At 50.2% G+C, this 22,428-nt stretch carries 20 protein-coding genes; 9 read left to right on the top strand and 11 right to left on the bottom strand.

Annotated features, from left to right (window positions below; translation table 11 throughout):
* Nucleotides 1–22: 22 nt before the first annotated feature.
* Entirely contained in the window at nt 23–1,354 is a 1,332-nt protein-coding gene (locus tag FPE01S_RS20385) for a glycerate kinase type-2 family protein (RefSeq protein ID WP_046370936.1), read from the top strand.
* Here FPE01S_RS20385 and FPE01S_RS20380 read toward each other — a convergent pair.
* Both FPE01S_RS20380 and metG read right to left on the bottom strand, forming a co-directional pair.
* Nucleotides 1,317–5,108, bottom strand: coding sequence for a hypothetical protein (locus FPE01S_RS20380; protein ID WP_046370935.1), 3,792 nt, complete (start codon nt 5,106–5,108; stop codon nt 1,317–1,319). The two genes, FPE01S_RS20385 and FPE01S_RS20380, sit on opposite strands and share 38 nt — an antisense overlap.
* Nucleotides 5,109–5,178: 70 nt before the next feature.
* Nucleotides 5,179–7,332, bottom strand: coding sequence for a methionine--tRNA ligase (metG, locus tag FPE01S_RS20375; RefSeq protein WP_046370934.1), 2,154 nt, complete (start codon nt 7,330–7,332; stop codon nt 5,179–5,181).
* Nucleotides 7,333–7,382: 50 nt separating this feature from the next.
* Between metG and FPE01S_RS20370 the strand changes: the two genes are divergently transcribed.
* From FPE01S_RS20370 to map, 5 genes are read left to right on the top strand one after another with little or no spacing between them, the layout of a single operon-like run.
* Complete coding sequence (locus tag FPE01S_RS20370; RefSeq protein WP_046370933.1) at nt 7,383–7,970, top strand: hypothetical protein; 588 nt, start codon at nt 7,383–7,385, stop codon at nt 7,968–7,970.
* A 10-nt stretch (nt 7,971–7,980) separates the two neighbouring features.
* Nucleotides 7,981–9,018: a S66 peptidase family protein gene (locus tag FPE01S_RS20365; RefSeq protein WP_046370932.1), complete on the top strand. Its 1,038-nt coding sequence runs from the start codon at nt 7,981–7,983 to the stop codon at nt 9,016–9,018.
* A 9-nt stretch (nt 9,019–9,027) separates the two neighbouring features.
* A complete protein-coding gene (locus FPE01S_RS20360; RefSeq protein WP_046370931.1) occupies nt 9,028–9,222 on the top strand; it encodes a hypothetical protein in 195 nt (64 codons plus the stop codon).
* A 57-nt stretch (nt 9,223–9,279) separates the two neighbouring features.
* Complete coding sequence (locus FPE01S_RS20355) at nt 9,280–10,176, top strand: DUF2167 domain-containing protein (RefSeq protein ID WP_046370930.1); 897 nt, start codon at nt 9,280–9,282, stop codon at nt 10,174–10,176.
* Nucleotides 10,177–10,185: 9 nt separating this feature from the next.
* Complete coding sequence (gene map, locus FPE01S_RS20350) at nt 10,186–10,944, top strand: type I methionyl aminopeptidase (RefSeq protein ID WP_046370929.1); 759 nt, start codon at nt 10,186–10,188, stop codon at nt 10,942–10,944.
* A 2-nt stretch (nt 10,945–10,946) separates the two neighbouring features.
* Here the strand turns inward: map and FPE01S_RS20345 are convergent, their stop codons facing one another.
* From FPE01S_RS20345 to FPE01S_RS20330, 4 genes are read right to left on the bottom strand one after another with little or no spacing between them, the layout of a single operon-like run.
* Nucleotides 10,947–11,384: a hypothetical protein gene (locus FPE01S_RS20345; protein ID WP_046370928.1), complete on the bottom strand. Its 438-nt coding sequence runs from the start codon at nt 11,382–11,384 to the stop codon at nt 10,947–10,949.
* A 2-nt stretch (nt 11,385–11,386) separates the two neighbouring features.
* The gene (locus FPE01S_RS20340; RefSeq protein ID WP_046370927.1) at nt 11,387–11,728 is read right to left on the bottom strand and encodes a hypothetical protein; all 342 of its coding nucleotides are present in this window, start codon (nt 11,726–11,728) and stop codon (nt 11,387–11,389) included.
* Nucleotides 11,712–12,245, bottom strand: coding sequence for an RNA polymerase sigma factor (locus FPE01S_RS20335; RefSeq protein ID WP_046370926.1), 534 nt, complete (start codon nt 12,243–12,245; stop codon nt 11,712–11,714). The genes FPE01S_RS20340 and FPE01S_RS20335 overlap by 17 nt, the downstream gene beginning before the upstream one ends.
* Nucleotides 12,246–12,293: 48 nt before the next feature.
* The gene (locus FPE01S_RS20330) at nt 12,294–15,149 is read right to left on the bottom strand and encodes a TonB-dependent receptor (RefSeq protein ID WP_046371271.1); all 2,856 of its coding nucleotides are present in this window, start codon (nt 15,147–15,149) and stop codon (nt 12,294–12,296) included.
* Between the two features lie 103 nt (nt 15,150–15,252).
* Between FPE01S_RS20330 and FPE01S_RS20325 the strand changes: the two genes are divergently transcribed.
* Entirely contained in the window at nt 15,253–16,161 is a 909-nt protein-coding gene (locus FPE01S_RS20325) for a S66 peptidase family protein (protein WP_245624033.1), read from the top strand.
* Between the two features lie 61 nt (nt 16,162–16,222).
* Nucleotides 16,223–17,164 carry a hydrogen peroxide-inducible genes activator gene (locus tag FPE01S_RS20320; protein ID WP_046370924.1) on the top strand — a complete coding sequence of 314 codons (942 nt, stop codon included), beginning with the start codon at nt 16,223–16,225 and terminating at the stop codon, nt 17,162–17,164.
* 7 nt (nt 17,165–17,171) lie between these two features.
* Here FPE01S_RS20320 and FPE01S_RS20315 read toward each other — a convergent pair whose 3' ends face one another.
* Nucleotides 17,172–17,981 (bottom strand): alpha/beta hydrolase, encoded by an 810-nt coding sequence (locus tag FPE01S_RS20315; RefSeq protein WP_046370923.1) that lies wholly within the window; start codon nt 17,979–17,981, stop codon nt 17,172–17,174.
* Nucleotides 17,982–18,039: 58 nt separating this feature from the next.
* Here FPE01S_RS20315 and FPE01S_RS20310 point away from each other — a divergent pair, with 58 nt between their 5' ends.
* Nucleotides 18,040–19,278 carry a hypothetical protein gene (locus FPE01S_RS20310; RefSeq protein ID WP_046370922.1) on the top strand — a complete coding sequence of 413 codons (1,239 nt, stop codon included), beginning with the start codon at nt 18,040–18,042 and terminating at the stop codon, nt 19,276–19,278.
* Nucleotides 19,279–19,286: 8 nt separating this feature from the next.
* On the opposite strand, the gene FPE01S_RS20305 is transcribed toward FPE01S_RS20310, so the two are convergent.
* From FPE01S_RS20305 to FPE01S_RS20290, 4 genes are read right to left on the bottom strand one after another with little or no spacing between them, the layout of a single operon-like run.
* Entirely contained in the window at nt 19,287–20,141 is an 855-nt protein-coding gene (locus FPE01S_RS20305) for an ankyrin repeat domain-containing protein (RefSeq protein ID WP_046370921.1), read from the bottom strand.
* A gap of 39 nt (nt 20,142–20,180) precedes the next feature.
* A complete protein-coding gene (locus tag FPE01S_RS20300) occupies nt 20,181–20,621 on the bottom strand; it encodes a carboxymuconolactone decarboxylase family protein (protein WP_046371270.1) in 441 nt (146 codons plus the stop codon).
* A gap of 58 nt (nt 20,622–20,679) precedes the next feature.
* On the bottom strand, nt 20,680–21,261 hold the full coding sequence (locus tag FPE01S_RS20295; protein ID WP_046370920.1) for a Crp/Fnr family transcriptional regulator: 582 nt from the start codon (nt 21,259–21,261) through the stop codon (nt 20,680–20,682).
* The gene (locus FPE01S_RS20290; protein WP_217998251.1) at nt 21,258–22,418 is read right to left on the bottom strand and encodes an FAD-dependent monooxygenase; all 1,161 of its coding nucleotides are present in this window, start codon (nt 22,416–22,418) and stop codon (nt 21,258–21,260) included. The genes FPE01S_RS20295 and FPE01S_RS20290 overlap by 4 nt, the downstream gene beginning before the upstream one ends.
* Nucleotides 22,419–22,428: the final 10 nt, after the last annotated feature.

Here is a 22,428-nt window from a genome sequence, read left to right as displayed (position 1 = left end):
TCCTCAGATATTCGTTTACAAGATGAGAAAGGATCTGGCTGTTATATTTCAGGCTGCCTGCACAGCTGTTCAGCCTTCGTCATTGATATCACAATGGATCAGTGCGAACGATGAATTTATTGTTGTTGCAGACGAAAAATATGCCGTCAATACTATCGGCCGTATCAGGATGTTGTCTGTCGGCAAGGCAGCGACAGCAATGGCGGCTGCTTCTTTTGCAGTTCTCGGCGGAAGGATCTCAGAAGCGCTCGTGATCACCAAGGAAGGACATCAACTGGAGTTGTTGCCCTGGCCTGTGTATGATGGGGGGCATCCCCTTCCTGATGAAAGAAGTGTAGCCGCTGCCCAAAGGGTGAATGATTTTGTTCGGAACGCAAAAGAAGAAGACCTGCTGCTGGTAATGATCAGCGGTGGCGCCTCTGCGTTACTTGCAGATCTGCCTGATACAATTCCTTTAGCCGACTGGCGGGAGCTGACCAACACCCTCCTCCGTAACGGCGCTCCGATTGATGTCTTAAATACAGTTCGAAAACATTTCTCCCTGTTAAAAGGGGGAAGACTGGCTGTACTTGCCCAGCCTGCGAAGTTGCATAGTCTGATCATCAGCGATGTTCCTGACGATGATCTTGCTGTAATTGCAAGTGGCCTGACGGTGCCGGATCCAACTACCTGGCAACAGGCAGAAAGCATCCTGCAAAAGTTTATTGGTGACTGGCGACTGCCGGCTTCCCTGCAGGAATACCTGAACAAAGGATTAAATGGTGGGATACCGGAAACACCCAAGCCCGGCGACCCCGCCTTCGAGAGGGTGCGCAATACCATCATCGGTAACAACCGGATGGCACTGGAAGCTGCGGCGTTGTCTGCGGAGCAGCTGGGTTACAGGGCCATTATCCATCCTGTTCCGCTTTCCGGCGAAGCGCGGGAGATAAGTGTTCAGCTGCTTACACAACTTTCCGCGGCAACAAAACGTGAAGGTGTCTGTTACCTCGCCGGCGGTGAAACGACAGTAACGGTGAAGGGCAGGGGAAAAGGCGGCCGCAACCAGGAATTCGTTCTGGCAGCAGTCAATCACCTGATGCTGCATCCGGATCTTCCCTGTCCTGCATTGTTGTGTGCAGGAACTGACGGAACAGACGGACCCACTGACGCCGCGGGCGCTTCAATCGATGCCGGCTGGTTGCAGCAGGTCAGCAATACAGGACCGGATCCCCAGCCCTTCCTCGATAACAATGATGCCTATGCGTTCTTTGAACAAACAGGCGGCCTGGTGAAAACAGGCCCTACTTTAACGAATGTGATGGATGTGATGATACTCATTCCTGCAACAGCGTCTCCGGAAGATGAAGGTTAGACATTTCACGCCGGTACTTTTTATCCATTTTCTTATTGCGTTGCACACCCATATTGGTCAGCAGTCCGCTTAATGCGATCTTGCCCCAATAGTTGAATGTCGATTTGTTGCGCAACCTTTCCCTGAAGATCCTTCCCGTCTTTTGATTGTTGGTGCGCACAAAAGTATTGGCCACGCGGCTCAGGAAACCTCTTTTTTTGCCGTCTTCGCGCAGCAGGCTGAAGTTTAGATGCTGGTACTGCATCTGCATGTTACCGAAAGCAATGTAGTCGTTTGCCTTCACACGAAGCGTCAGTGTATCTACAAATCCCCTGTTGATGCGCAGGTTGAACATTGGCAGCAGCAGGGGGGAAAGCGCATCAAAATTCATCCGGCCCATCGTGGCAAATAAGTAAAATCCTCTTAGGCTGTCCGTATAGGATTCGGCAAACGAAACGCGGAGATCACCCCGCCCCATCAGTTTGGAACGGACATTGATCCGCAGGCTATCCTCGGGCTGGATACCATAGTTGCGCACCTGCCTTACTGATCCCTGCAGGTCGGAAAAGAAAATATGACCCTCCCGCCCGTTCTTTTCACTGATCTCGTTATATCGGATATTGCCGTGGGTCAGATCAATGCGGTTGACAGCAACCGGCAGCGGGATATGCAGCAGGCTTCCGGAGAGCAGTGGACGAAAACGCACGCTGTCTGTCGGAAACCTCTTGTCCCGCTCCACCAACAAATTCAGCCGGTCCAGTTCCAGGCGACTGATTTTCCAGGCGGTATCATTATCGAGCCGGATCATTTCATAGCCGGATAACTTTCCTGCTCCGGTGCGCATCTGAATAAAATCTTTTTGAACGCCGGCAGCTTTGAAGAAGCTGTCCCTGGAAAGGTTTGACGTCCAGCTCAGGCTGTCGAATGCGATCTCTTTATCGGTCGACTCAACCTTCAGGCCATGCATGTCGAGCGTGCGGTCTGCTTTTTCATAGAGTAATTCAGCAGCAGTGAGATGCAGATGCGGAAGGCTCGACAACAATTTTTTCAGGGAATCAGGGGAAGTATTGATCCTGAAACTTTTTTCCAGGCGGATATTGAGCTGGTTGAGCGCAATCTTTTTGTTCTCATTCTGCATGTTGAATCTTCCGCCAGTTACGCGCAGTTTCTCCAGCACCGTGTGGATCGGTTCACGGGCATCAATGGCTATTGGCCCGGTCACCAGCTCCAGTTCAGGTATCTGCAGATCAAATTTGTCACGGTGGGTGGCAATTTTTCTTAAGTCCAGCGACAGCCCTTTTGTAGAGATTCTTTTGCCTTGCAGTGAGATCGTATTGATGGTGATCTGCCCGTCTTCCAATGCCGCAAGTTTTGTAATCCCACTGCTGTCCTCTTTCCTGATTGTAATGACAGGATCAGTCAGCCTGAACACGGGAAGTTCTATAGGTTTGTTATTTTTCGCCGCTGAATGGCCACCGCCTGAGTTTTTCAGCAGCAGATTGATACCGGGATGCTTAAGGTTCACTTCCCTGAAGGCTTCCAGGATCTGTTGGGTATTGTTGATGCCGGTTCGGAACTGTACGTCAGGAAGTTGCAGGTTGGCAGTCAGTTGGTCCGTGTCGAGTTCCCATTGGGCATTGCGGATCTGGCTTTCGCGGAAATTGCTGAGCAGAAACTGTCCCGCCGTTCCTCTAAGCCTGGGCTTGGTAAAGCGAAGGTTCCTGCCGGCAAGCAGCAGGCTATCCCAGGTCCATTGGCCATTGATGCGATGCAGCTTTTCGAGTACCAGCGTATCGGCTATTGAACGGATATCCATTCCGCGTCCTTCAATGTGCAGCTGAACTTTTCCGGAGTGTATGGTTCTGACAAACCTTGAATCCCTGGAGGGCTCGCCATTCTTTTTGTTCGGGTTGTCTTTCAGCCGGAGATAAAAATCACCACTGCCGATCTCCAGCACCCGCAACAGGGTAGAGTCGGATCCCTCGATAATACCTGCAGTATTGATGTCGTTCGCCCTGACATTGCGCAGCTTAAAGCGCATATTACCATCTGTTGTTCCCCCGACTGCGGCATCTGCGGTAAAATCCTGGTTAATATAAGTGGCATTGCGGCAGTCTACCCAGAGATTGGGATGCCGGATGGCCAGGCGGGGCATGGAGATACTATTCTCTCCACCAAACAATTCCTCCAGACTCCTGGATCGTAATAACGAACTGCTGCTGATAACGGCATAAAAAGAATCAGTACTGACGTATGGAGTTTTTCTTCCGGCCTGGTTCACGTATGCCTTTGCATTATTGATGCGCAATATTCCGATCTCCATTTTCTTCGACAACTGCCGGCGGATTTGTTGCCAGTTGAAATCGGATTTCTTGGCTTTTCCCTTTGCCAGCACCACCCTGATCACCGGATCTGTGAGCACCAGGGCCCGGGCCTTCAGTTTTCCATTGATCAGATCGTTGATTGACAATCCGACCAGGGAGAGTTCCCGCACATCTATTTTGTTCTCTCCAAATGACGATGGGCGAAGCGAATGCAGGAAATAATCTTTCAGGACGAGATTATTTTTGCTGATACTGAGTTCGTTGAAACCACTTTGAAAGGTTCTGTTGCTGTCAGATTCCAGGAATGCCTTAACCTTTAACTGCAACTCATCAAGTTCTACTTTATGGGGCAGGTTCTTATCGATCACAAGATTCTTCACAAAGAAATGTTCGCCATTAATGCTCAGGCTTTCCTTTCCCCGCCGGGTATGGGTGTTCCCGGTAAAGTCGATTTCGCTGATGGTTAGGTTCCTGATCAGGATGGGCCCGATCACTTCCAGGAGATTGCTTTTCGGTTTGTCGACGCTGCTGTCGCGATTTCTTTTGAGATTGAAATCATTGCTGGAAAAATATCCGCGGGATGCTTTCAATGCGCCGAGTTCAACTTTTCCCTCCATCAACAGGCGGTTCCAGTTCAGGGAGTCAAGTTCAATACCTTCCAGCCGGAAGCCCGAACTGTCGCCTTTTTCAAGCAACTGTTTGTGGAATCCCAGTCCGTTCATATCAAACTTGCGTTCGCGGGAATCCCATAACATGCTTTCCAGCTGAACCACAATGGTGCTGTCAGGATAGTTAATGGTGGGGTGGAGCAGTTCGAAGCGGATCGCTACCCTGTTCTTGTTATCCCACTCTTCAATGCGTTTAACGAGGTGCAGATCCTTTATGGAAAGGTTGATGTGATTCAGGAAGTACCGGCTACGGTTCGCATTAAAGTCGGGATAAAAGGCAACCGCCCCATTGATCAGCTGGAATTTCTGTACCTGCAGCGATTGCAGGACCTTAAAAAATATCTCCTGCATTTTGGCCACCTGGTGGTGCAGGGGTACCACTTCTTTCTGACGGCGTGTGCTGTCTTTTTCATACACTTTCATGGTCAGGGCCGGATTGACCAGCGTGCACTCATCCACCCGGAGTTGTTTCTGAAAGATCAGCCGGAAAACTTCGGAGATCTTGAGGGTGATGGCGTCAGCCCTCAGTTCGAATTCGTTGTTCTTGTCGCCGGGATGAGTGGGACCTACGCGCAAACCTTTTACTTTAACCAGCAGGTGAATGGGGTCGACACGGATGCTGGTGGCATCAAAGGCATACTGATCATTGGATAAGGTGGAAACGATCTGCTTTACGGCAGCGACGGATTGCAGTCGGATGAACAGACCGATGGATAAGATGAATCCCAGGAAAAGGACCGCCATCAGGATAAGTACAAACTTTTTCAGCCGCTGCCAGGTCATACTCCTCAAATTACAAAAAAAAGGGAGGATGTTATGCAACATCCTCCCTTATGCGAAGTCATGTTTAACATCAGCTTACACCTGCACCGGCATTAATAGTGTTCTCAGGCTGCACGAAATGCAGTTTGCCCTGCTCGTCCTGGGCCATCAGGATCATGCCATTGCTTTCAATGCCGCGCATTTTGCGCGGAGCAAGGTTCACGACCACCACCACCTGTTTGCCAATAATATCCTGTGGCTGAAAATCCTTTGCAATACCACTGACAATTGTACGGGTCTCAAATCCGAGATCTATCGTCAGCTTCAATAGTTTGTCAGCTTTTTCCACTTTTTCTGCCTCCAGGATCCTGCCGGTCCGCAGATCGATTTTGGCGAAATCCTCAAATTGAATGATTTCCTTTACCGGATCAGAAACCGGTTCGGTGCTATTCGCCGGCGGAGCGGTATCACTTCCTGTTGCAACGGTTTCACCTGCAGCTGCAATACTGTTGGATTTCAGTTTTTCCACCTGTGCCTGAATCTCCGTGTCTTCAATTTTGCGGAAAAGCAACTCAGGTGCCCTCAGGCTGTAACCTACACTGAGCAGTTTGGTTTTGCCTGCATTTTCCCACTCTAGCATCTTGTCCACCACTTTCAGCATATGCAGCATTTTTCGCGCCGTGTTCGGAAGAAAAGGATTGATGAAAATGGCAAGATTGGCACAGGTTTGCAGGCAGATGTGGAGGCAGTTGTCAATAGACTGCTGCGCTTCCGGCAAAACTTTGCCGGTTGCATCCACATTTTTCACCTGCTTCCAGGGCTCTTTACCTTGCAGATAACGGTTACCAATACGCGCCAGGTCGATCACCTCATATTGTGCTTCCCGGAACTTGTAACCCACCAACAGTTTCTCGATCTTTTCCCTTGAATTATCGAATTGGGCCAGCATGTTCCTGTCGGCTTCAGTTAATGCTTCTGTATGCAGGGGTGGAACTTTGCCTGATGTCAGTTTGTGCATGAGCACCATTGCACGGTTCACGAAATTGCCGAAGATGTCGGTCAGTTCGCTGTTCACTGCATCCTGGAAACCTTTCCAGGTGAATTCGCTGTCCTTTGTTTCAGGAGCGATCTGTGTCAGGTAGTACCGTAAGGCATCCACCAGTGCGGGGCCGCCATTCGGCTGGTTCACAAAGTCATCGATATAATCCTGCATATCGAGTTTCCAGTTTCGGCTGGTACTCATTTTGTCGCCTTCCAGGTTCAGGAATTCATTACTGGGTACATTGTCCGGCAGGATGTGTCCATAAAGTTTCAGCATTACCGGAAAAATGATGCAATGGAACACGATATTGTCCTTTCCAATGAAATGCACGAGCTGCGTGTCTTTATCATTCCAGTAGGGTTCCCAGTCGCGATGGTTGTCGATCGCCCACTGCTTGGTGGCGCTGATGTAGCCGATAGGCGCATCAAACCACACGTACAATACTTTTCCTTCTGCGCCTTCAACGGGTACCCTGATCCCCCAGTCGAGATCCCTGGTTACTGCCCTTGGTTGCAGGCCCCCATCCAGCCAGCTTTTGCACTGCCCCACAACATTCGCTCTCCAGTCGTCATTGTGTTCGCCCACGATCCAGTTCCGCAGAAAATCCTCGTGACGGTTAAGTGGCAGGTACCAGTGCTTTGTTTTGCGTTTCACCGGTGCTTCGCCGCTCAGCGTGCTGACGGGGTTGATCAGCTCATCAGGGCTGAGGGATGTTCCGCATTTTTCACACTGATCTCCATAAGCATTGGGGTTGCCGCAGTTCGGACAGGTTCCTTTGATATAGCGGTCAGCCAGAAAAGTATTGGCTTTCTCATCGAAATATTGTTCTGTTTCACGGGTTTCCAGTTCACCGGCGTCATTCAGGCGGGTAAAAAACTCGCGGGAGGTCTCGTGGTGAAGAGGTGAGCTGGTACGGTGATAGATGTCGAAGGAAATACTGAGATCGGCGAAATTCTGACGGATGATCCCATGGTATTTGTCGATTATGGCCTGTGGAGTGGTGTTCTCTTTCATGGCCTGTATGGGGATGGCAGTACCATGTTCATCGCTGCCACAAACGAAAACAACATCTTTCTGTTTTGCCCTGAGGAATCGAACATATATGTCGGCAGGCAGGTATGCCCCCGCCAGGTGGCCGATATGCTTCAGGCCATTGGCGTAAGGAAGTGCTGCCGTTACCAGGTATCTTTTGGGGTTTTGCATGGGCGCAAAGATAGGCCCTTTCTGACGTACCTTTAAGACAAGTGACAGCTATGCGGGCGCTCTGTATTGCTTTGGCCTTATTGGTTTTTTCGGGTTGTATCAAGGAGTACAGCATCGAAGGGCAGCAGATTGTACCTCCGGTTGTCCCGCCTGTGGATACGCTTCCGACCGAAGACACCCTTCCTGCTGTTTCACCCCCTCTGGGTGCCTGTTCCATTTTTCCGTCCGACAATTACCTGCCGGACTCTTCATGGTCATTTCGTATGGGCGGCGGGTACGTGAGCGGTAAAATAAGGGGTACAGTAATCAGCAACGACAGGGAAGCCATGACTTTTTTTGGCCCGACTGGCTGCACCAGGGATTCCGGACTGATCATCAATGCCTATTTTACGGAAACACCCCTGAAATCCGATGGAACAACCATACAGGCCACCTGGTCATCCGCCATATATTATGACAATATTGGCAATACACATGTTTTTGAATCGCTACCCGAAAATGATTTTTGGCTGATCATCGACGTCTATGAAAGGAATACCGGTAAAGCCCAGGGCCGCCTCGGGGGAAAAGCAAAAATGCTTAACGGTGAAATGATACCAATTGAAGGTGGCCGGTTTAATATCAGGATCAAGCCCTAGTTTTGAAACCATGCTTAGAAAGGAATTTCTGCGGCTGAATGCCCTTGCACTCCCAACATTCTTATTGCCACCCGGTGGCGTCGTCACCGGTGATGCTGATGGTACCGATACCATCCGGGTACCCGCCTACCTGCGTCCGGGCGATACGATTGCCGTGACCTCGCCAGCCGGATATATCACCATGGAAGAAATTATGCCTGCGAAGATCCAGATGGAAAGCTGGGGACTCAGGGTAAAGCCCGGCAACACAATCGGCAAAAGGGATGGAACTTTTGGCGGTACCGACCAGGAAAGGCTGGCTGATTTCCAGCAATTGCTGGATGATCCCACCGTTCAGGCAGTTATGTGTGCACGCGGGGGATATGGTTTGGTACGCCTGATCGATCAGTTGGATTTTTCCCGGTTCCGCAAGCATCCCAAATGGCTGATCGGTTTCAGCGATGTAACGGTTTTGCATGCACACCTCAACCGGGTGGTAAGGGTAGCCTCCATCCATTCCAAGATGTGCAACAGCTTTCCCGACAATTGGATCACTGCTGAGCCATTGCAGCAGGAAACCATTTTGTCCATCCGTGATGCCCTGATGGGAAAACCGATGCGATTTTCGCTCCCTGCCAATCCTGAGAATCAACTGGGGGTGGCAACCGGCGAGCTGATCGGCGGCAACTGCAAAACGATCGAGAGCCTTGCCGGCTCTTTATCTGACATCCGTACGCATGGCAAGATCCTTTTTGTAGAAGATACCGGTGAATACCTTTACAGTATCGATCGCATGTTCTGGAACCTTAAGCGGAGTGGCAAACTAAACGACCTGGCGGCGTTGATTGTAGGCGGTTTTAAAGTGAAACCATCCGAGGACCCTGCAGAGGAATTCAACCGCAACCTGTACCAGATCGTGAAAGAAAAGATCAGTGATTGCAGTTATCCTGTTTGTTTCGATTTTCCGGTAGGCCATCAACGGAATAATTATGCGCTGAAATGCGGCGTCAATATTCAATTAAAAGTTAATTATGATGGCGTGTACCTGTCGGAATACCAGAATACTTAATTTTCTGCCATGATTACTTTTCTGCTCTGGATAATACTTTTCATCGTTTGCTGGCCGATAGCCTTGCTGGCGCTGATCCTCTACCCGATCGTCTGGGTATTGCTGATACCCTTCCGTATTCTGGGATTTGCGGTAGACGGCGTGCTGGGGCTCATAAAAGGCATCTTCCTCCTGCCTGCCAGGATGCTCCGCAGCAGCCATTGATCCCGGCGGCTTGCATATTTCAGATTGACACCTTATTTTAGGTGCCAACCTTAACTTATGCAGCATAAAAACCTAGTAACCGCCATTTTCTGCCTTGTCTTTACTGTTCTTTCCGGTTTTGCCCAGGATACACTCGACGTGGCCAGGCAGCTGGATTCCCTGGAAAATTCGTTCACCTATCAGACTGGTAAAATATCCCTGCCGCAGGGTGAAGCAGACCTTTCCGTTCCTTCCGGATTCAAATATCTCGATCCCAAACAGGCCCAGTTTGTACTGAGCAAACTATGGGGAAACCCGGAAGATACAAGCGTACTGGGCATGTTGATTCCCGAAAATATAGGGGTTCTGGCGCCATCCAGCTGGGCGTTTACCATCAGCTATGATCCGATGGGATACGTAAAGGATGATGACGCAGCAGAAATCGATTATGATGATTTACTGAAAGAGCAGCAGAAAGATGCCAAAGAATCCAATAAAATAAGGGTAGAGCAGGGGTATGAACCGGTGGAATTCGTTCAGTGGGCAGCTACTCCCTATTATGACGGAAAACAAAAGACACTCCACTGGGCAAAGGAATTGAAGTTTGGATCCGACTCCTCACATACACTTAATTACAACCTCCGTGTGCTGGGCAGAAAGGGGATTTTCCTCCTGAATGCAGTGGCTCCCATGGACGCTCTTCCGGAAGTGAAGCAACATGTGGCAACAGTGATCAATAGTGTTGCTTTCCGCGAAGGGAGCCGGTATTCAGATTACTCTCCCGGTGTAGACGAAGTTGCCGCATGGACGGTTGGAGGCCTTGTTGCCGGAAAGGTTCTGGCCAAAGTAGGCTTCTTTGCCCTGTTGCTGAAATTCTGGAAGTTGATAGCCGTGGGAGTCGCCGGTCTTGGTTCCGCTGCCTGGAAATTCTTCAGTGGGAGGAGAAAGTCAACCGAAGAGGCGCCTGAGGCGTAACTTTGTGACATGTCGATTCAATCCACGCACGATTTGCAACAATTAATGGCGGTTAGTGAAGCTGTCGCCGAAACACTCCGGCTCATGCGCGACTATGCCCGGCCCGGAATGGATTGCGCAACCCTGGATGCCTATGGTGGCAAATTGCTGAGCAGTTTTGGCGCCCGGCCTGCACCGAAAATTACTTATGGCTTTCCGGGATTCACCTGCATCAGCGTGAACCACGAAATTGCTCATGGCATTCCCGCATCACATAAAATATTGCAGGAGGGTGATCTGGTCAACATCGATGTGTCTGCAGAGAAGAATGGCTACTGGGCAGACAACGGAGGTTCGTTTGTATTGGGTGAAGACAGGCATGGCCACCAGGCTTTGGTGGAAGCTTCCAGATTGATCCTGCAGGAAACGATCCGTGCCATTCGACCCGGTATGCGCGTAGCGGAATGGGGGCGCAGTGTTGAACGCAAAGCCAGGGCACAGGGACTGACAGTAATCCGCAATCTGACCGGGCATGGTATCGGCAGGAACCTTCACGAACACCCCAAATTCATTCCGAATTATTTTGATCCTTTCAACCGGGACCGGTTCCGTAAAAATATGGTGGTGGCTGTAGAAACTTTTATTTCAACCGGTGCGACAAAAGCACGTGAGTCAGGGGATGGATGGACGCTGATAACAGGCGATGGATCTTTTACAGCTCAACACGAACATACAATCCTGGTGCGTGAAGAAGGACCGCTGGTGCTTACTTCGGCCAACGGAAATTAAAATCATTTTCTTCGCCTCGCTATTTTCAGGAGGACGGTATCGAGTTTTATCTGCTGGTCAGGATTGATCTGTTTGCGAAGCCGGGCGAAGTGCCCGTAGTTGTTCAGTAATATGCTGTCGTCAAAGGTGTTTACGCGTTGAATGGCAGCCTTTACAAGGGAGTCGGGAACACTATCTGCTTTCAGGTAGCCGAACAGTTTTTCCTTTTCTGAACGCATTCCGTCATACAGGGGCTTGTTGCGTTGGTGCAGCGAGTCCAGCGCTACCCGGAACCAGGCCGCCTGCGCCTCATCCAGCTGTAACTCCCTGATCATGAAATCGGATGGATTCCTTTGCTTGGGCGGTTGTGCCGGTTTGAAATAAACAGCCAACAAGGCAAGGTTACTCAGCAGCAACACGCCAATTATGATGAGCAGGGTCTTGTTGTTGATACGGTTCATAATCAATTGTTGTTTTGATCAAACTGACCTGCCGGCTCCAGGTGGTATTCCTGGGCTACGGCAGTCAGCTGATCGGAGTTTTCATCTGTGTGTTGACTATTGGAACTAATGATAAACCAGCCATTGATGAGCAGCACCAGCAGGCTCATGCCCACGGCCACCCAGGGGCGCGAAATGAAACGTGCTACCGATAACCAGACAGGTTCTGCTGCAGTAAGTTTCCCCATGATCCGGGTATAAATATGCGCTGGTGCTTCAGCACGACGGATTCCGTCGAAACTTTCCAGTATTCTGTCGATCCTGTCATCATCGGGCAAATGCCTTTCGTTATTTTCCTTTTTCATCAAAGTGTGCTTTTAATGTTTTCCTGAGATTCGCCCTGGCACGGGAAAGCAGGCTTTCTACTGCGCCTTCCGAAATCTCCAGTATCGCTGCGATATCTGCCTGCCGCAGGCCTTCCAGCTGCTGCAACTGGTAAGCGGCCTGTTGTTGTTCGGGTAACTTTTTGATGGCTGCAAACAACAATGCAGCATCCTGTTTCTTCTCGAGCTGAACACCCGGATGAAAAAAATCTATCCATTGTCCGAGCCATTCTCTTCTTTTTCGTTGTCGGATCAGGTCCAGGCTCCGGTTTACCGTGATGCGGTAGATCCATGTGCCAAGCTCAGCGTCAGCCCTGAATTTTCCGATCCTCCTGAAGATGGACACAAAAACATCCTGGGTAATATCTGCTGCTTCATCCTCCCGGTGAACCAGGCCAAGTGCAATATTATAGACCCTGTCTTTCCATTCCTCCACTAGCATACGGAATGCGGTTTCGTCTCCCTGCTGCAGGCGCTCAATGAATTCGGCTTCGTTCACACTTGCTGGTTATAAAGGTGGTTGAAGCGAATGTACGCTGAAGGCTGCTTAGTTCCATGGCCTTCCGCCACCCTCCGGCCTGCCACCACCGCCTCCAGGGTAGCCGCCTGGCATACCAGGCTCCGGCATTCCCTCCGCCCTTTTACGTTCTGGCGCTTTACCGAAATTCTTGATCTTATAGGAAAAGGTCAACATAAAATATTGCGTCAATACCTGTGTCTGCAGATCTTCTATATAGTCTGCCGTAACAGTACGGCTGATCGCCCTGTTCTGTTTCAGCAGGTCAAATACAGAGAGCCGCAATTCGCCTTTCTGATCCTTCAGGAATTTTTTTCCGGCAGCAATATTCCACAGCCAGAAGTTCTGGTTATAGGCAGCGCTCAATCCGCGGTACAACTGGTTGTTGAGATCATTTTGCAGGAACCAGCCATTTTTTGTCAGCAACGTAAAACCCAGTCCAGCTACTTGCGAGAAGTAGTGGTTGTTGAGTGTCGGCTGAATTTTGTTTGTCACGTTGTTGTAGCTGGCGGAATAATTCAGGTTGAAGTCCACATACTCGCTGATGTTGCTGGCTGCCACAATGCCTCCTGAATAGGTATAGCTATTGGACTGGTTGATGAGGTTGTTGATCATACCCGGTGTACGGATATAAGACATTCCTGCATTGAAGGTCAGATTGGTCTTCAATGCCTTGTATGGGAAAGAATAGGTAAACAGGGTATTTGTATTCCAGTAACCGTTCAGGTTGATCGGCTTCGACAGCTGCGAACCCTTGTAGAGGGTAACGGTTGGGGTCAGCACGGAGTCCTGGGAAGCCCTGTACGTAGCATTTGTAATGAAACCATCAGTTTGCGTTGCAAAGAAGTTGATGAAGAAGCTGTTTCCTTTCCGGCTGTTGGTATAGGTGTATCGGCCACCGAGACGATTGCTTACGCTCTGATCAAGATTGGGATTGCCGGTAGTTAGAAAAAGAGTATTGCTGTTGTTGATCACGTTCTGCAACTGGTTCACGGAAGGGTTGCTGGTACTTGACCGGTAGAAGATCCGGATATTGCTCTTGTCGCTTAGCTTCAGCCGCAACATGGCATTAGGCAACAGGTTGCTGAAATTCTTTTTCAGCGTGCCCTGTTGCGGATAGGTCTGCACGTTATCAAGGGTAGTGCTTTGTCCGTCAAGTCCTATGTTGAAGTTCTTGTCACGATCGCCGAAACGGTAGGTGATTCCGCCACGATGGGTTACCACTTCGTTGTTGAATACATTGGAAAGACTGGAATCGAGCTGGCTGAATTTCCCGGTACCGGCATCGAAATGCCAGGTCTTCTGATCCGCATCATTGCTGGAATAGGAGGGGTTATAATTGAATTGAAGAATACCTTTTTTGCCGATAGGCTCGGTATAGGAGAGATTGGCGGAAAGGTTATAGTTTTTCGTTTCTGCATGTTGTTGTTGCAAAACGGAGTCGTATTCAATCGTCCCCTTGTAAAAAGAGGATATTGAAGCCACGTTTTGGGTGGATTGCCGGTTGTTCAGACCCGTGGTCAGTCCGGCTGTAAAGCTTCTGCCTTTCTTTGCGAAGCTGTGGCGGAACAAAAATGTGTTATTGAAATTATAGCCATTACCGGTAGTGCGGGTAGTATTGTCTGTGCTGCTCATCGGTGATCCGTTCTGGGCATTCATCAGGCCGGTCACCTTGCTGTAGTTGTCATTGCTCTGGAAATTAAAGGTCGGCAGAATGAGTAAGGTGTTAGCCGAATCAATCTTGTATTCCATCCGCATATTTACGCGCTGGCTGGTGTTCTTGTTTTGATTTTCTCCCACTTCCCTGTAATAGTTGGTGGAGTCGCCGGCATACAATAACTGGCGGGTGGAAATAGTGTTGTTGTCGTTCACCCCGTTATTGAAGAAGTAGCTCCCCGTAACATTAAAGTTCTTACCCCAGAGATCACTGTAATTGACACCGAGTGCATTCGTTGTGGTAATACCCGGCCGGCTGTTCACCTGGAAATTGTCGGTACTGCCCCGGCCGGCACCACCACCGCCCCGGCCGCTTCCGGTACCGGTAAGGCCCAGGATGTCGGAGCCTGCAAAATTCTGCTGGTTGATATTATTGAAAAGACCGACAAGTGAAATGCGGCGGTTCTTGTTGAAAAAATTCACTGCTCCGCCTGCCTGATAACGATCGTCTGTACCGTACCCGGCATACACGCGGCCGAACTGCCCGTTACGGCGGTCTTCACGGGTAACAATATTGATTGCCTTGTATCCATTGCCATCGTCCACACCGGTCAGCTGTGCCTGATCACTGAGGCGATCAAATACCTGGATCTTGTCTACGACCTCTGCGGGAAGATTACGCAATGCTGCCGTTGCATCGTCACCAAAGAACTCACGCCCGTCGATCGTCACTTTTTTAACCTGTTCACCCTGCGCTTTTACCTGTCCGCCATCTACCTGGATTCCCGGCATTTTTTTAACGAGGTCTTCTACGTTGGCATCCGGATTCACCTTGAACTGGCTTGCGTTGAACTGAACAGTGTCTCCTTTTTGCTGGGCAGGAGGTGTTACTGCCTTCACCACCACTTCTTCAAGGCGTTCACCCCGCTTCATCGCGATATTGCCAATGTCTACTGTTTTCCCGGCAACGGTCACTACTTTTTCAAATGTTTCGAAACCCACGAAAGTGATGGATATTTTATAGGAACCGTCAGGGATATTGTTGAGTACAATTTCCCCGGTTTTGGAGGAAATGGTATTGCGGGTAAGATTGCTGTTCTTCAATTCCAGGGTTGCACCATTCAGCGGTGCCTTTGAGCTGGAGTCCGTGACCCGGCCCCTGAGGCCACCCTGCGCATGGCCAAAGAAATAAGCGAAAGCTCCGATCAGTAAAAGCGTAAAATTCTTCATATTCATAACTTGTCTGCCTAATTGGACGGACTTCGGTTGTTTTTCCTTCGGTTTATCCCGGAATATTTTTGGCAGTTCTTTATTTTGCCTGAAAATCATTTCCTTGACCATTCCACCATACCTGAAAAAAGGCGACAGGATCGGCCTTGTTTGTCCGGCCGGTTTTCTTTCGCCAGAACGATTCCAGTCCTGCCTGGAACAACTGACTGCCTGGGGTTTTGTGCCCGTTACCGGGAAGACTATGTTCAGTACTTCCACCAGTTATTTTTCAGGAACTGATGAAGAAAGGCTGGCAGACCTCCAGGAAATGCTTGATGATCCGGGCATCGCCGCAATTCTTTGCGGACGGGGCGGCTACGGCACCAGCCGCATTATTGACCGGCTCAGCTTCAAAAAATTCAGGAAACATCCCAAATGGGTGATCGGGTTCAGTGATATCACCGTATTACTGGCTCATATCGGTCGCCGATACAGTATTGCAGCAATGCATGCACCGATGGCCGGCGCTTTTGCCAATGGAGAATTTGCGAACGTCTGGGTGCAGTCGCTGAAGGCCGCACTGGCGGGAAAGAAAGGGCGGTACACGACAGCGCCGCATCCGTTCAATATACCGGGTAAAGTCACTGCACCGCTTGCGGGCGGCAACCTGAGCCTGCTGGCGCATATGATCGGAACGCCATCGATGCCGAAAACCAGGGGAAGGATTCTTTTTCTGGAGGACCTTGGTGAATACCTCTATGCGATCGACAGGATGATGGTTCAGCTCAGGCGCTCTGGTGTGCTCGAGGGTATTGGCGGACTGGTACTGGGCGGCTTCACCGATCTTAAAGACACAGACCGGCCGTTTGGCGCTACTGTTGATCAGTTGTTGCAGCATCACCTGAAGGGTAGCGATTTTCCTGTATGCTTCGGATTCCCGGTTAGTCATACCCGTGAGAATTATGCCCTGAAGACCGGCGTTACGTATACGCTTTCTGTCAGCGCGAAATCCGTTCGGCTCACGGAACAATAATACCGGGGTGTCTCATTGGTGGAATTGATTAATTTTGCGATTTAATAGACAAAAACTATCAATGACACTGGTGCAACTGGAATATGTGCTGGCCGTAGATGCCTACCGGCATTTTGCTACCGCAGCCGCCCATTGTTTTGTGACACAGCCAACCCTGAGCATGCAGATCCAGAAACTGGAAGAAGAACTCGGCATCAAAATCTTTGACCGGAGCCGGCAACCCGTAGTGCCTACGGCGATCGGAGAGGTGGTCATTCAGCATGCCCGCCGCGTCAGGAGAGAAGTGACGGAACTGGAAGACGTGATTCGTGAAAAGCAGGGACTGATCCATGGTGAACTCAAACTGGGCATCATTCCAACACTTGCGCCATACCTTCTGCCGTTATTTCTTCCACATTTCCTGGACCAGTTTCCGGATGTGCAGCTGAAGGTAAAGGAGATGACTACTGACGCGCTGCTGGATGCGATCCAGAAAGGCCAGCTGGACATGGGACTCGTCGTAACGCCGTTACAGCATGCCGGTATCCGGGAACATCCGCTTTTTTATGAAGAGATGGTGGCGTATGTATCCAGGAAAAACGCTGCTTTTAAAAAGAGTTATGTGCTTGCCAACGATATTGACATCCGGGAGCTGTGGCTACTTGAAGAGGGGCATTGCTTCCGGTCACAGATGCTGAATCTCTGTGAACTGCAGCAGGCACACAAAGACCTGTTGCTTTTTGAATACGAAGCAGGAAGTCTCGAAACCCTCAAAAAAATGGTGGAAACAAACCGGGGCATTACCATCCTTCCTGAACTGGCTACCTATGACCTCACGGATGCTCAGTCAAAACTCCTGCGTCATTTCAAAGCTCCCGCACCAATGCGCGAGGTCAGCCTGATTACACCGAAAACATTTGTCAAACAAAAGATGTTGCTTGCCCTTAAGGCAAGCATTCTCGAAAATCTGCCGGCGAAGATCCTGAAGAATAAGGCAAAACACCTGGTGCCAGTCGGGGATTAGGGAAGGGTCAGGGTTTCAGTAAAATTGCTTCAAGTCCCTCACGGAATGCCGGAAAATTGGCGAGGTCATTATGACTCCCGCCGTTGATGGTGATGAAAGTGTCTTTTGACTTCAGGAGCGGTTGAAGTTTTTTGGCATTGGAGTAGGGAACAACGCCATCATCTGTGCCCTGGAAGATGGTGACGGGAGCTATTACCCTTGGAAGGTATTCGTAGGTGGGCAGCTGGTAATGAATCATCCGGGAAATGGGATAAACCGGGAGGTAATGACTAAACAGGGACGGAATGCTGTAATAGGGCGTTTCGAGAACAAGTGCCTTGCAGTTTTTACGCGATGCCAGTTCGGCCGCAATACCGGTACCCATGCTTTTGCCGTAAATAATGATACTGTCTGCATTGAACCTGCTTCGGGCGAGCTGATAGGTAACGGCAGCATATTCATACAATACCTGCTCTGTAAATTTTCCGGTTGATTTACCAAACCCGGGGTAGTCCGGCATCCACACTTCATAACCATTCCGGGTAAACGCAGTGGTGTGGCGTGCATACCAACCGATATTCTTGCGGTTGCCATGAAAATACAGTACAACGCCTTTGGGGTTACTGCCGTTGCTGTCTGGCATAAACTGGATCAGGTTCAGATTGGCTTCTTTGGAAACCGCGATATTGACCTCCCTGTGACGCTGGTCAAACTTATAGGTCTGTTTCCGGGCCATCGGTTCGGGATGAAACAGAAAGTAATCCTGCCCGTAATAAATTGCGATCCCGATCACCCCATAAAGCAGCAGCAAAAGCTTTAACCACCCGAATTTTTTCATTTGGCAAAAATACCGGCTTTGAATGATCAGGGTTACATTGCAGATATATTTTATGTGTATGTCCCGATCAAAAAACCTGGTGCTGCTGCTGTTGGTATGGACTACCATTCCCTGTTATGCGCAGTCCGGCGACCAGGAAAAGCTTGGTCTCCCCGGAGACAATCTGAATCTTTATGCGGTGATGCGTTTGTTCCAGGAGTCGCCGACCCTGGAGGAATTTGAGAAAAAGCTGAATGAGGAAAATTCCCAGGTGAACAACCTGGACCTCGACGGAGATGACAAGATCGACTATATCAAAGTGAACGATGAGGTGCAGGATGGTGTACATAACATCGTGCTGCAGGTTGCGGTGAATGAATCCGAGAACCAGGATGTGGCAGTGTTTACTGTAGATAAGGACAGGGACGGCAATGTAAATATTCAGCTTACCGGTGACGAAGAGTTATATGGAAAGAATTACATCATAGAACCGAATACGACAGCGGTCGGGTCGACTCCCAATCCCGGTTATACCGGTAGCCTGGGAGATGCCAAAGTCAGAAAGCTCGATGATAAGGAGATCGTGGTAAACCATTTTTCCACTGTTGAGATAAGGACCTGGCCGATTGTCGAATATATCTTTGTTCCTTCTTATGTGGTTTGGCGGTCGCCGTGGTACTGGGGGTATTATCCCGGTTGGTGGCGCCCCTGGCGCCCCTGGTACTGGGATTATTATTACGGCTACCATTATAATTTTTACAATTACTACTGGGGCTGGTACCGGCCTGTTCCTTTTCACCGTTATCCATACTGGAATGACTACTATTACCGCCGGAACAGGAGGTATTCGCCTTATGTGTATAACAGGAGGATGGGTGGTTATTACCAGCAGACTTATTCCCGTCCGGAAATGCGTCGCGATGGCATGGCCCATTATAATAAAGTTAATCCCAGCCGCCCGGTATTGAAACCGGGACTGAACCGTCCGGCTCCCAAGCCTGCGGTCCGGCCAAACCCTGGCGTAACACGGCCAGTCACTCCCACACGGCCAGTAACGAAGCCCACCAACCCCCGTCCGGTAAATCCGGGGCCAACGAATCCGGTGACCAGGCCGGTTAATCCTAAGCCTACAAATCCAAAGCCGGTCAATCCAAAACCGACCAATCCGAGACCGACACCAAAACCCGTTAATCCTTCGCCCAAACCCGTCAATCCTTCACCCAAACCGGCAACCAGGCCGGCGCCCAAACCTGCACCAAAGCCAGTCCCAAGACCGGCGAACCCTTCGGCGCGTGCGGCGCACAGCACACCACGGTAACAGCAAGGCTAAACTGATTCGCCAAGTAACTGGGCGATGTTCTGGTAGTTAAGTTTTTCTGCGGATGATTGCGCGTTATGAGCCAGGTGGATGGCCCAGTCGACCGGCTTGCCGTCATAAATGCGGTCCCTCACCTGTGTATCCGCCCCCGCTTGTAATAGCAACGATACGGATTCGCGCGATCCCGATGCCACCGCCTGGTGCAGCGGCGTACTGTGTGGATGTGCTGACTCGGGATTAAAGCCATTTACCCCCACGCCATGGCTGATCAGAAACCGGATCGCATCAGCTTTGCCGCAATAGGAGGCGGCGGCAAGTGCGAATTGTTTATCAGTTTCGGTTGCTTCATTCCAAAGCTTCGCAGCATCGTCCGGCCTTTCCAGGCAAAGCGATGTTGCCAATGTCAGTTTGCCGCCATGATTCAAAAGATGGGTTGCCGCTTCAGGATTACCGTTCAGGAGCGCGCCGATCCCGGTGCCGGGATGGGCACCGGCTTCAATCAGCAGGTCGATCATCGCAAGTTGAACATTGGCTGTTTTCGGGATCCGACCAGTTGCCACCAGGCCCAGTGCATAGTCGAGCTGTTCCTGCCTGCTGGCAACTTTTGCGACGGTCAGCGCTTTGATCAGCAATGCAGTGATCTGAAGGATGTTCTCCGGCAAGCCATTGTTCCGGATGGGGTTGTCGGCAATATACCATAACAGGTAGGGATAAGCAAAATATCCTTCGCGTGGTGTGATATTCCGTTTCTCCAGGAGTTCCGGATGGCTGGAAAGGAGCGTTTGCAACGTGGTTATATCGCCATTGCCGATGGCTGCAATGGCAGACTCCAACAATCTCGTTAATGCTGCAGCGGATTCCATAATGGCAATTCCTTCCTGAATGTACGCTTTTGTTGATTATTACTCGCCGGGAACCGGGAGCCTGGTGGAAATAGCAATACGGTTCCAGCTGTTGATCGAAATGATGGCCATGATCCACTGTGCCAGTTCATTAGGTTCGCAAAATGAAGCGGCTGTTGCAAAAACATCATCGGAAACATGATTGCTGATATGCGTCACCGATTCTGTTAAAGCCAGCAACGCCTTTTCTTTCGGGGTAAAAAGATCGGTTTCCCGCCATGCGTTCAATAAATAGATCCGCTGTTCCGTTTCACCGGTTGCCCTCGCTTCCCGGGTATGCATATCAATACAAAACGCACATCCGTTGATTTGTGAAGCCCGGATCTTGACGAGATGTTTGATGCCGCTGTCCAGACCCGCCTTTGATAAATACTTTTCGAGCCCGTACATCGCTTTGTAGGCATCAGGTTCCAGCTGCTGGAGATTGATTCTTGTTTGCATGATGTTTGATTTGTATTGCAAATCTGGATCATTCAATACAGGGAAATCTTCAACTGGTTTAAGAAATGGAAGCAGCGTGTTTTTTTCTCAGTTCACTGAGGTATTCAGGAGTAAACCCAAGGTAGGAGGCGAGCATATATTGTGGTATCCTTTCTGTAAAACCAGGAAAGGCCTGAATGAATTGCCTGTATTGTTCTTCTTTGCTGAGCGAATGCAGAAAACGAAGCCGCTGCTGCGTTGCGCCATATGCTCGTTGCTGAACAAGCCGGAAGTATTTTTCGAGTCGTGGTACCGCTTCGAGCAATTGATTCATGCTGTCGATGTCGAGGCTCAGCACTTCGCTGTTCTCCACGGCCTGCAGGTGAAATACTGAGGGCTGCCGCATGTCGAGACTCCTGATATCAGCAATCCACCAGTTTTCAATGGCAAACTGGGTGATCTGTTCCTGGCCTTTCTCGTTCAGGTAATAGAGTCGCAAACAACCTTTGATCACAAAATATTGGGCGCGGCAAATCTGTCCCTCTTTCCACAGAAAATCTTTTTTCTTTAGTAAAAGCAGTTTGCCGAAATGGGACAGCTTATCCGTTTCATAATTGTCCAGGGCAACAAAACGACTGATATGTTCCAATAGCGATTTCATCGGATCTCGCCATAGGCGCGTTTCAGCTGAATTTCATTCATTCGTGCCGGCAACAGTCGCATCAGGGTATTGCGTGAACGGACAAGAAACGGTCTGTTGCATTGTGCCATTCTGCCAATCCGGCGCGATTGTGTCACGACATTGCGGGTGCGCTTCAGCCTTTTGTCTTCGAACAGGATAAATGCATCAGAAGGTATGCGCTCGCTGAGCAGGGCACCCAGCAATTCGCCGTCTTCAATGGCCATACAGGCGCCCTGACCCATATTGGGCGTTGTTGCGTGTGCGGCATCACCGATGAGCACGATGTTCCCGAATGCAAAGCGGTCCAATGGTGCAAGATCCATAATATCGCCCCAAACCAGATTCTCCGGAGGCGTGCGTAACAGAAGTTCCCGTACCGGAGCGTGATAATTGCGGAAAATGCGGTGAAGGTCTTCCAGCTGGCAGGATCTGAAAAATGGATCTGCTTTCGGGCCATTCACACAGGCAAACCAATATGTCCTGTTCTGCTTTAATGGTACGATGCCGAAGCGACCACCGGGAGCCCAGGTCTCCGATGTGTCTTTGCATTGTAGTTGTGTATTGTCTGCTATTCCGCGCCAGCAGGTATAACCGGCATATCGCGGTACAGATCCTGGAATGAGTTGCTGGCGGATGGGGGAGTGGATGCCGTCTGCTACGATCAGGTACCGGGTAAGGTGGCGGGTGCCATCGGCAAACGTCAGCGCCTGCTCCTCACCGGTAGAAGATAGTGCAATCGCACGTTTTCCCATGATGAGTGTTGTTTCCACGATATTGTTCAACAGGATCCCCTGCAGGTCTGCACGATGAATAGTAAGATTTTCATGTCCAAACTGCTGGTGCAGGCGCCGGAGATCAGTTTTCGTGATACATCGCCCGCCTTCATCCAGAATGCTGAAGCTTTGTAATGGATTTCCTGCGGTGATCACTTCGGCTTCAACACCAAGCCGGGCCAGTGCGGCCATTGCATTTGGTGCCAGCGCAATTCCCGCGCCCACTTCTTTCCAGCTATCCGCCGCCTCAAACAGTGTGGCGGTAATGCCGGCACGTTCCAGTGCGATTGCGGCGGTGAGACCAGCGATGCCGCCCCCGATAATACTCCACTCAGACCAGGTCTTGTTATCCTCCATTGTCATCTCCATGAGA

The sequence above is a fragment of the Flavihumibacter petaseus NBRC 106054 genome, from assembly GCF_000974785.1.
Classification (GTDB): Bacteria; Bacteroidota; Bacteroidia; order Chitinophagales; family Chitinophagaceae; genus Flavihumibacter; species Flavihumibacter petaseus.
This window is presented reverse-complemented; position numbering and strand designations above follow the sequence as displayed.

Excerpts from the sequence above, each read along its gene's own strand:
- FPE01S_RS20340 (WP_046370927.1), bottom strand. The coding sequence starts at position 11,728 with ATGAAAAAGGAAAATAACGAAAGGCATTTGCCCGATGATGACAGGATC.
- FPE01S_RS20360 (WP_046370931.1), top strand. The coding sequence starts at position 9,028 with ATGATTACTTTTCTGCTCTGGATAATACTTTTCATCGTTTGCTGGCCG.
- FPE01S_RS20315 (WP_046370923.1), bottom strand. The coding sequence starts at position 17,981 with ATGAAAAAATTCGGGTGGTTAAAGCTTTTGCTGCTGCTTTATGGGGTG.
- FPE01S_RS20305 (WP_046370921.1), bottom strand. The coding sequence starts at position 20,141 with ATGGAATCCGCTGCAGCATTAACGAGATTGTTGGAGTCTGCCATTGCA.
- FPE01S_RS20330 (WP_046371271.1), bottom strand. The coding sequence starts at position 15,149 with ATGAAGAATTTTACGCTTTTACTGATCGGAGCTTTCGCTTATTTCTTT.
- FPE01S_RS20355 (WP_046370930.1), top strand. The coding sequence starts at position 9,280 with ATGCAGCATAAAAACCTAGTAACCGCCATTTTCTGCCTTGTCTTTACT.
- FPE01S_RS20365 (WP_046370932.1), top strand. The coding sequence starts at position 7,981 with ATGCTTAGAAAGGAATTTCTGCGGCTGAATGCCCTTGCACTCCCAACA.
- FPE01S_RS20370 (WP_046370933.1), top strand. The coding sequence starts at position 7,383 with ATGCGGGCGCTCTGTATTGCTTTGGCCTTATTGGTTTTTTCGGGTTGT.
- FPE01S_RS20295 (WP_046370920.1), bottom strand. The coding sequence starts at position 21,261 with ATGAAATCGCTATTGGAACATATCAGTCGTTTTGTTGCCCTGGACAAT.
- FPE01S_RS20310 (WP_046370922.1), top strand. The coding sequence starts at position 18,040 with ATGTCCCGATCAAAAAACCTGGTGCTGCTGCTGTTGGTATGGACTACC.
- FPE01S_RS20345 (WP_046370928.1), bottom strand. The coding sequence starts at position 11,384 with ATGAACCGTATCAACAACAAGACCCTGCTCATCATAATTGGCGTGTTG.
- FPE01S_RS20300 (WP_046371270.1), bottom strand. The coding sequence starts at position 20,621 with ATGCAAACAAGAATCAATCTCCAGCAGCTGGAACCTGATGCCTACAAA.
- FPE01S_RS20380 (WP_046370935.1), bottom strand. The coding sequence starts at position 5,108 with ATGACCTGGCAGCGGCTGAAAAAGTTTGTACTTATCCTGATGGCGGTC.
- FPE01S_RS20385 (WP_046370936.1), top strand. The coding sequence starts at position 23 with ATGAGAAAGGATCTGGCTGTTATATTTCAGGCTGCCTGCACAGCTGTT.
- FPE01S_RS20290 (WP_217998251.1), bottom strand. The coding sequence starts at position 22,418 with ATGACAATGGAGGATAACAAGACCTGGTCTGAGTGGAGTATTATCGGG.
- FPE01S_RS20320 (WP_046370924.1), top strand. The coding sequence starts at position 16,223 with ATGACACTGGTGCAACTGGAATATGTGCTGGCCGTAGATGCCTACCGG.
- map (WP_046370929.1), top strand. The coding sequence starts at position 10,186 with ATGTCGATTCAATCCACGCACGATTTGCAACAATTAATGGCGGTTAGT.
- metG (WP_046370934.1), bottom strand. The coding sequence starts at position 7,332 with ATGCAAAACCCCAAAAGATACCTGGTAACGGCAGCACTTCCTTACGCC.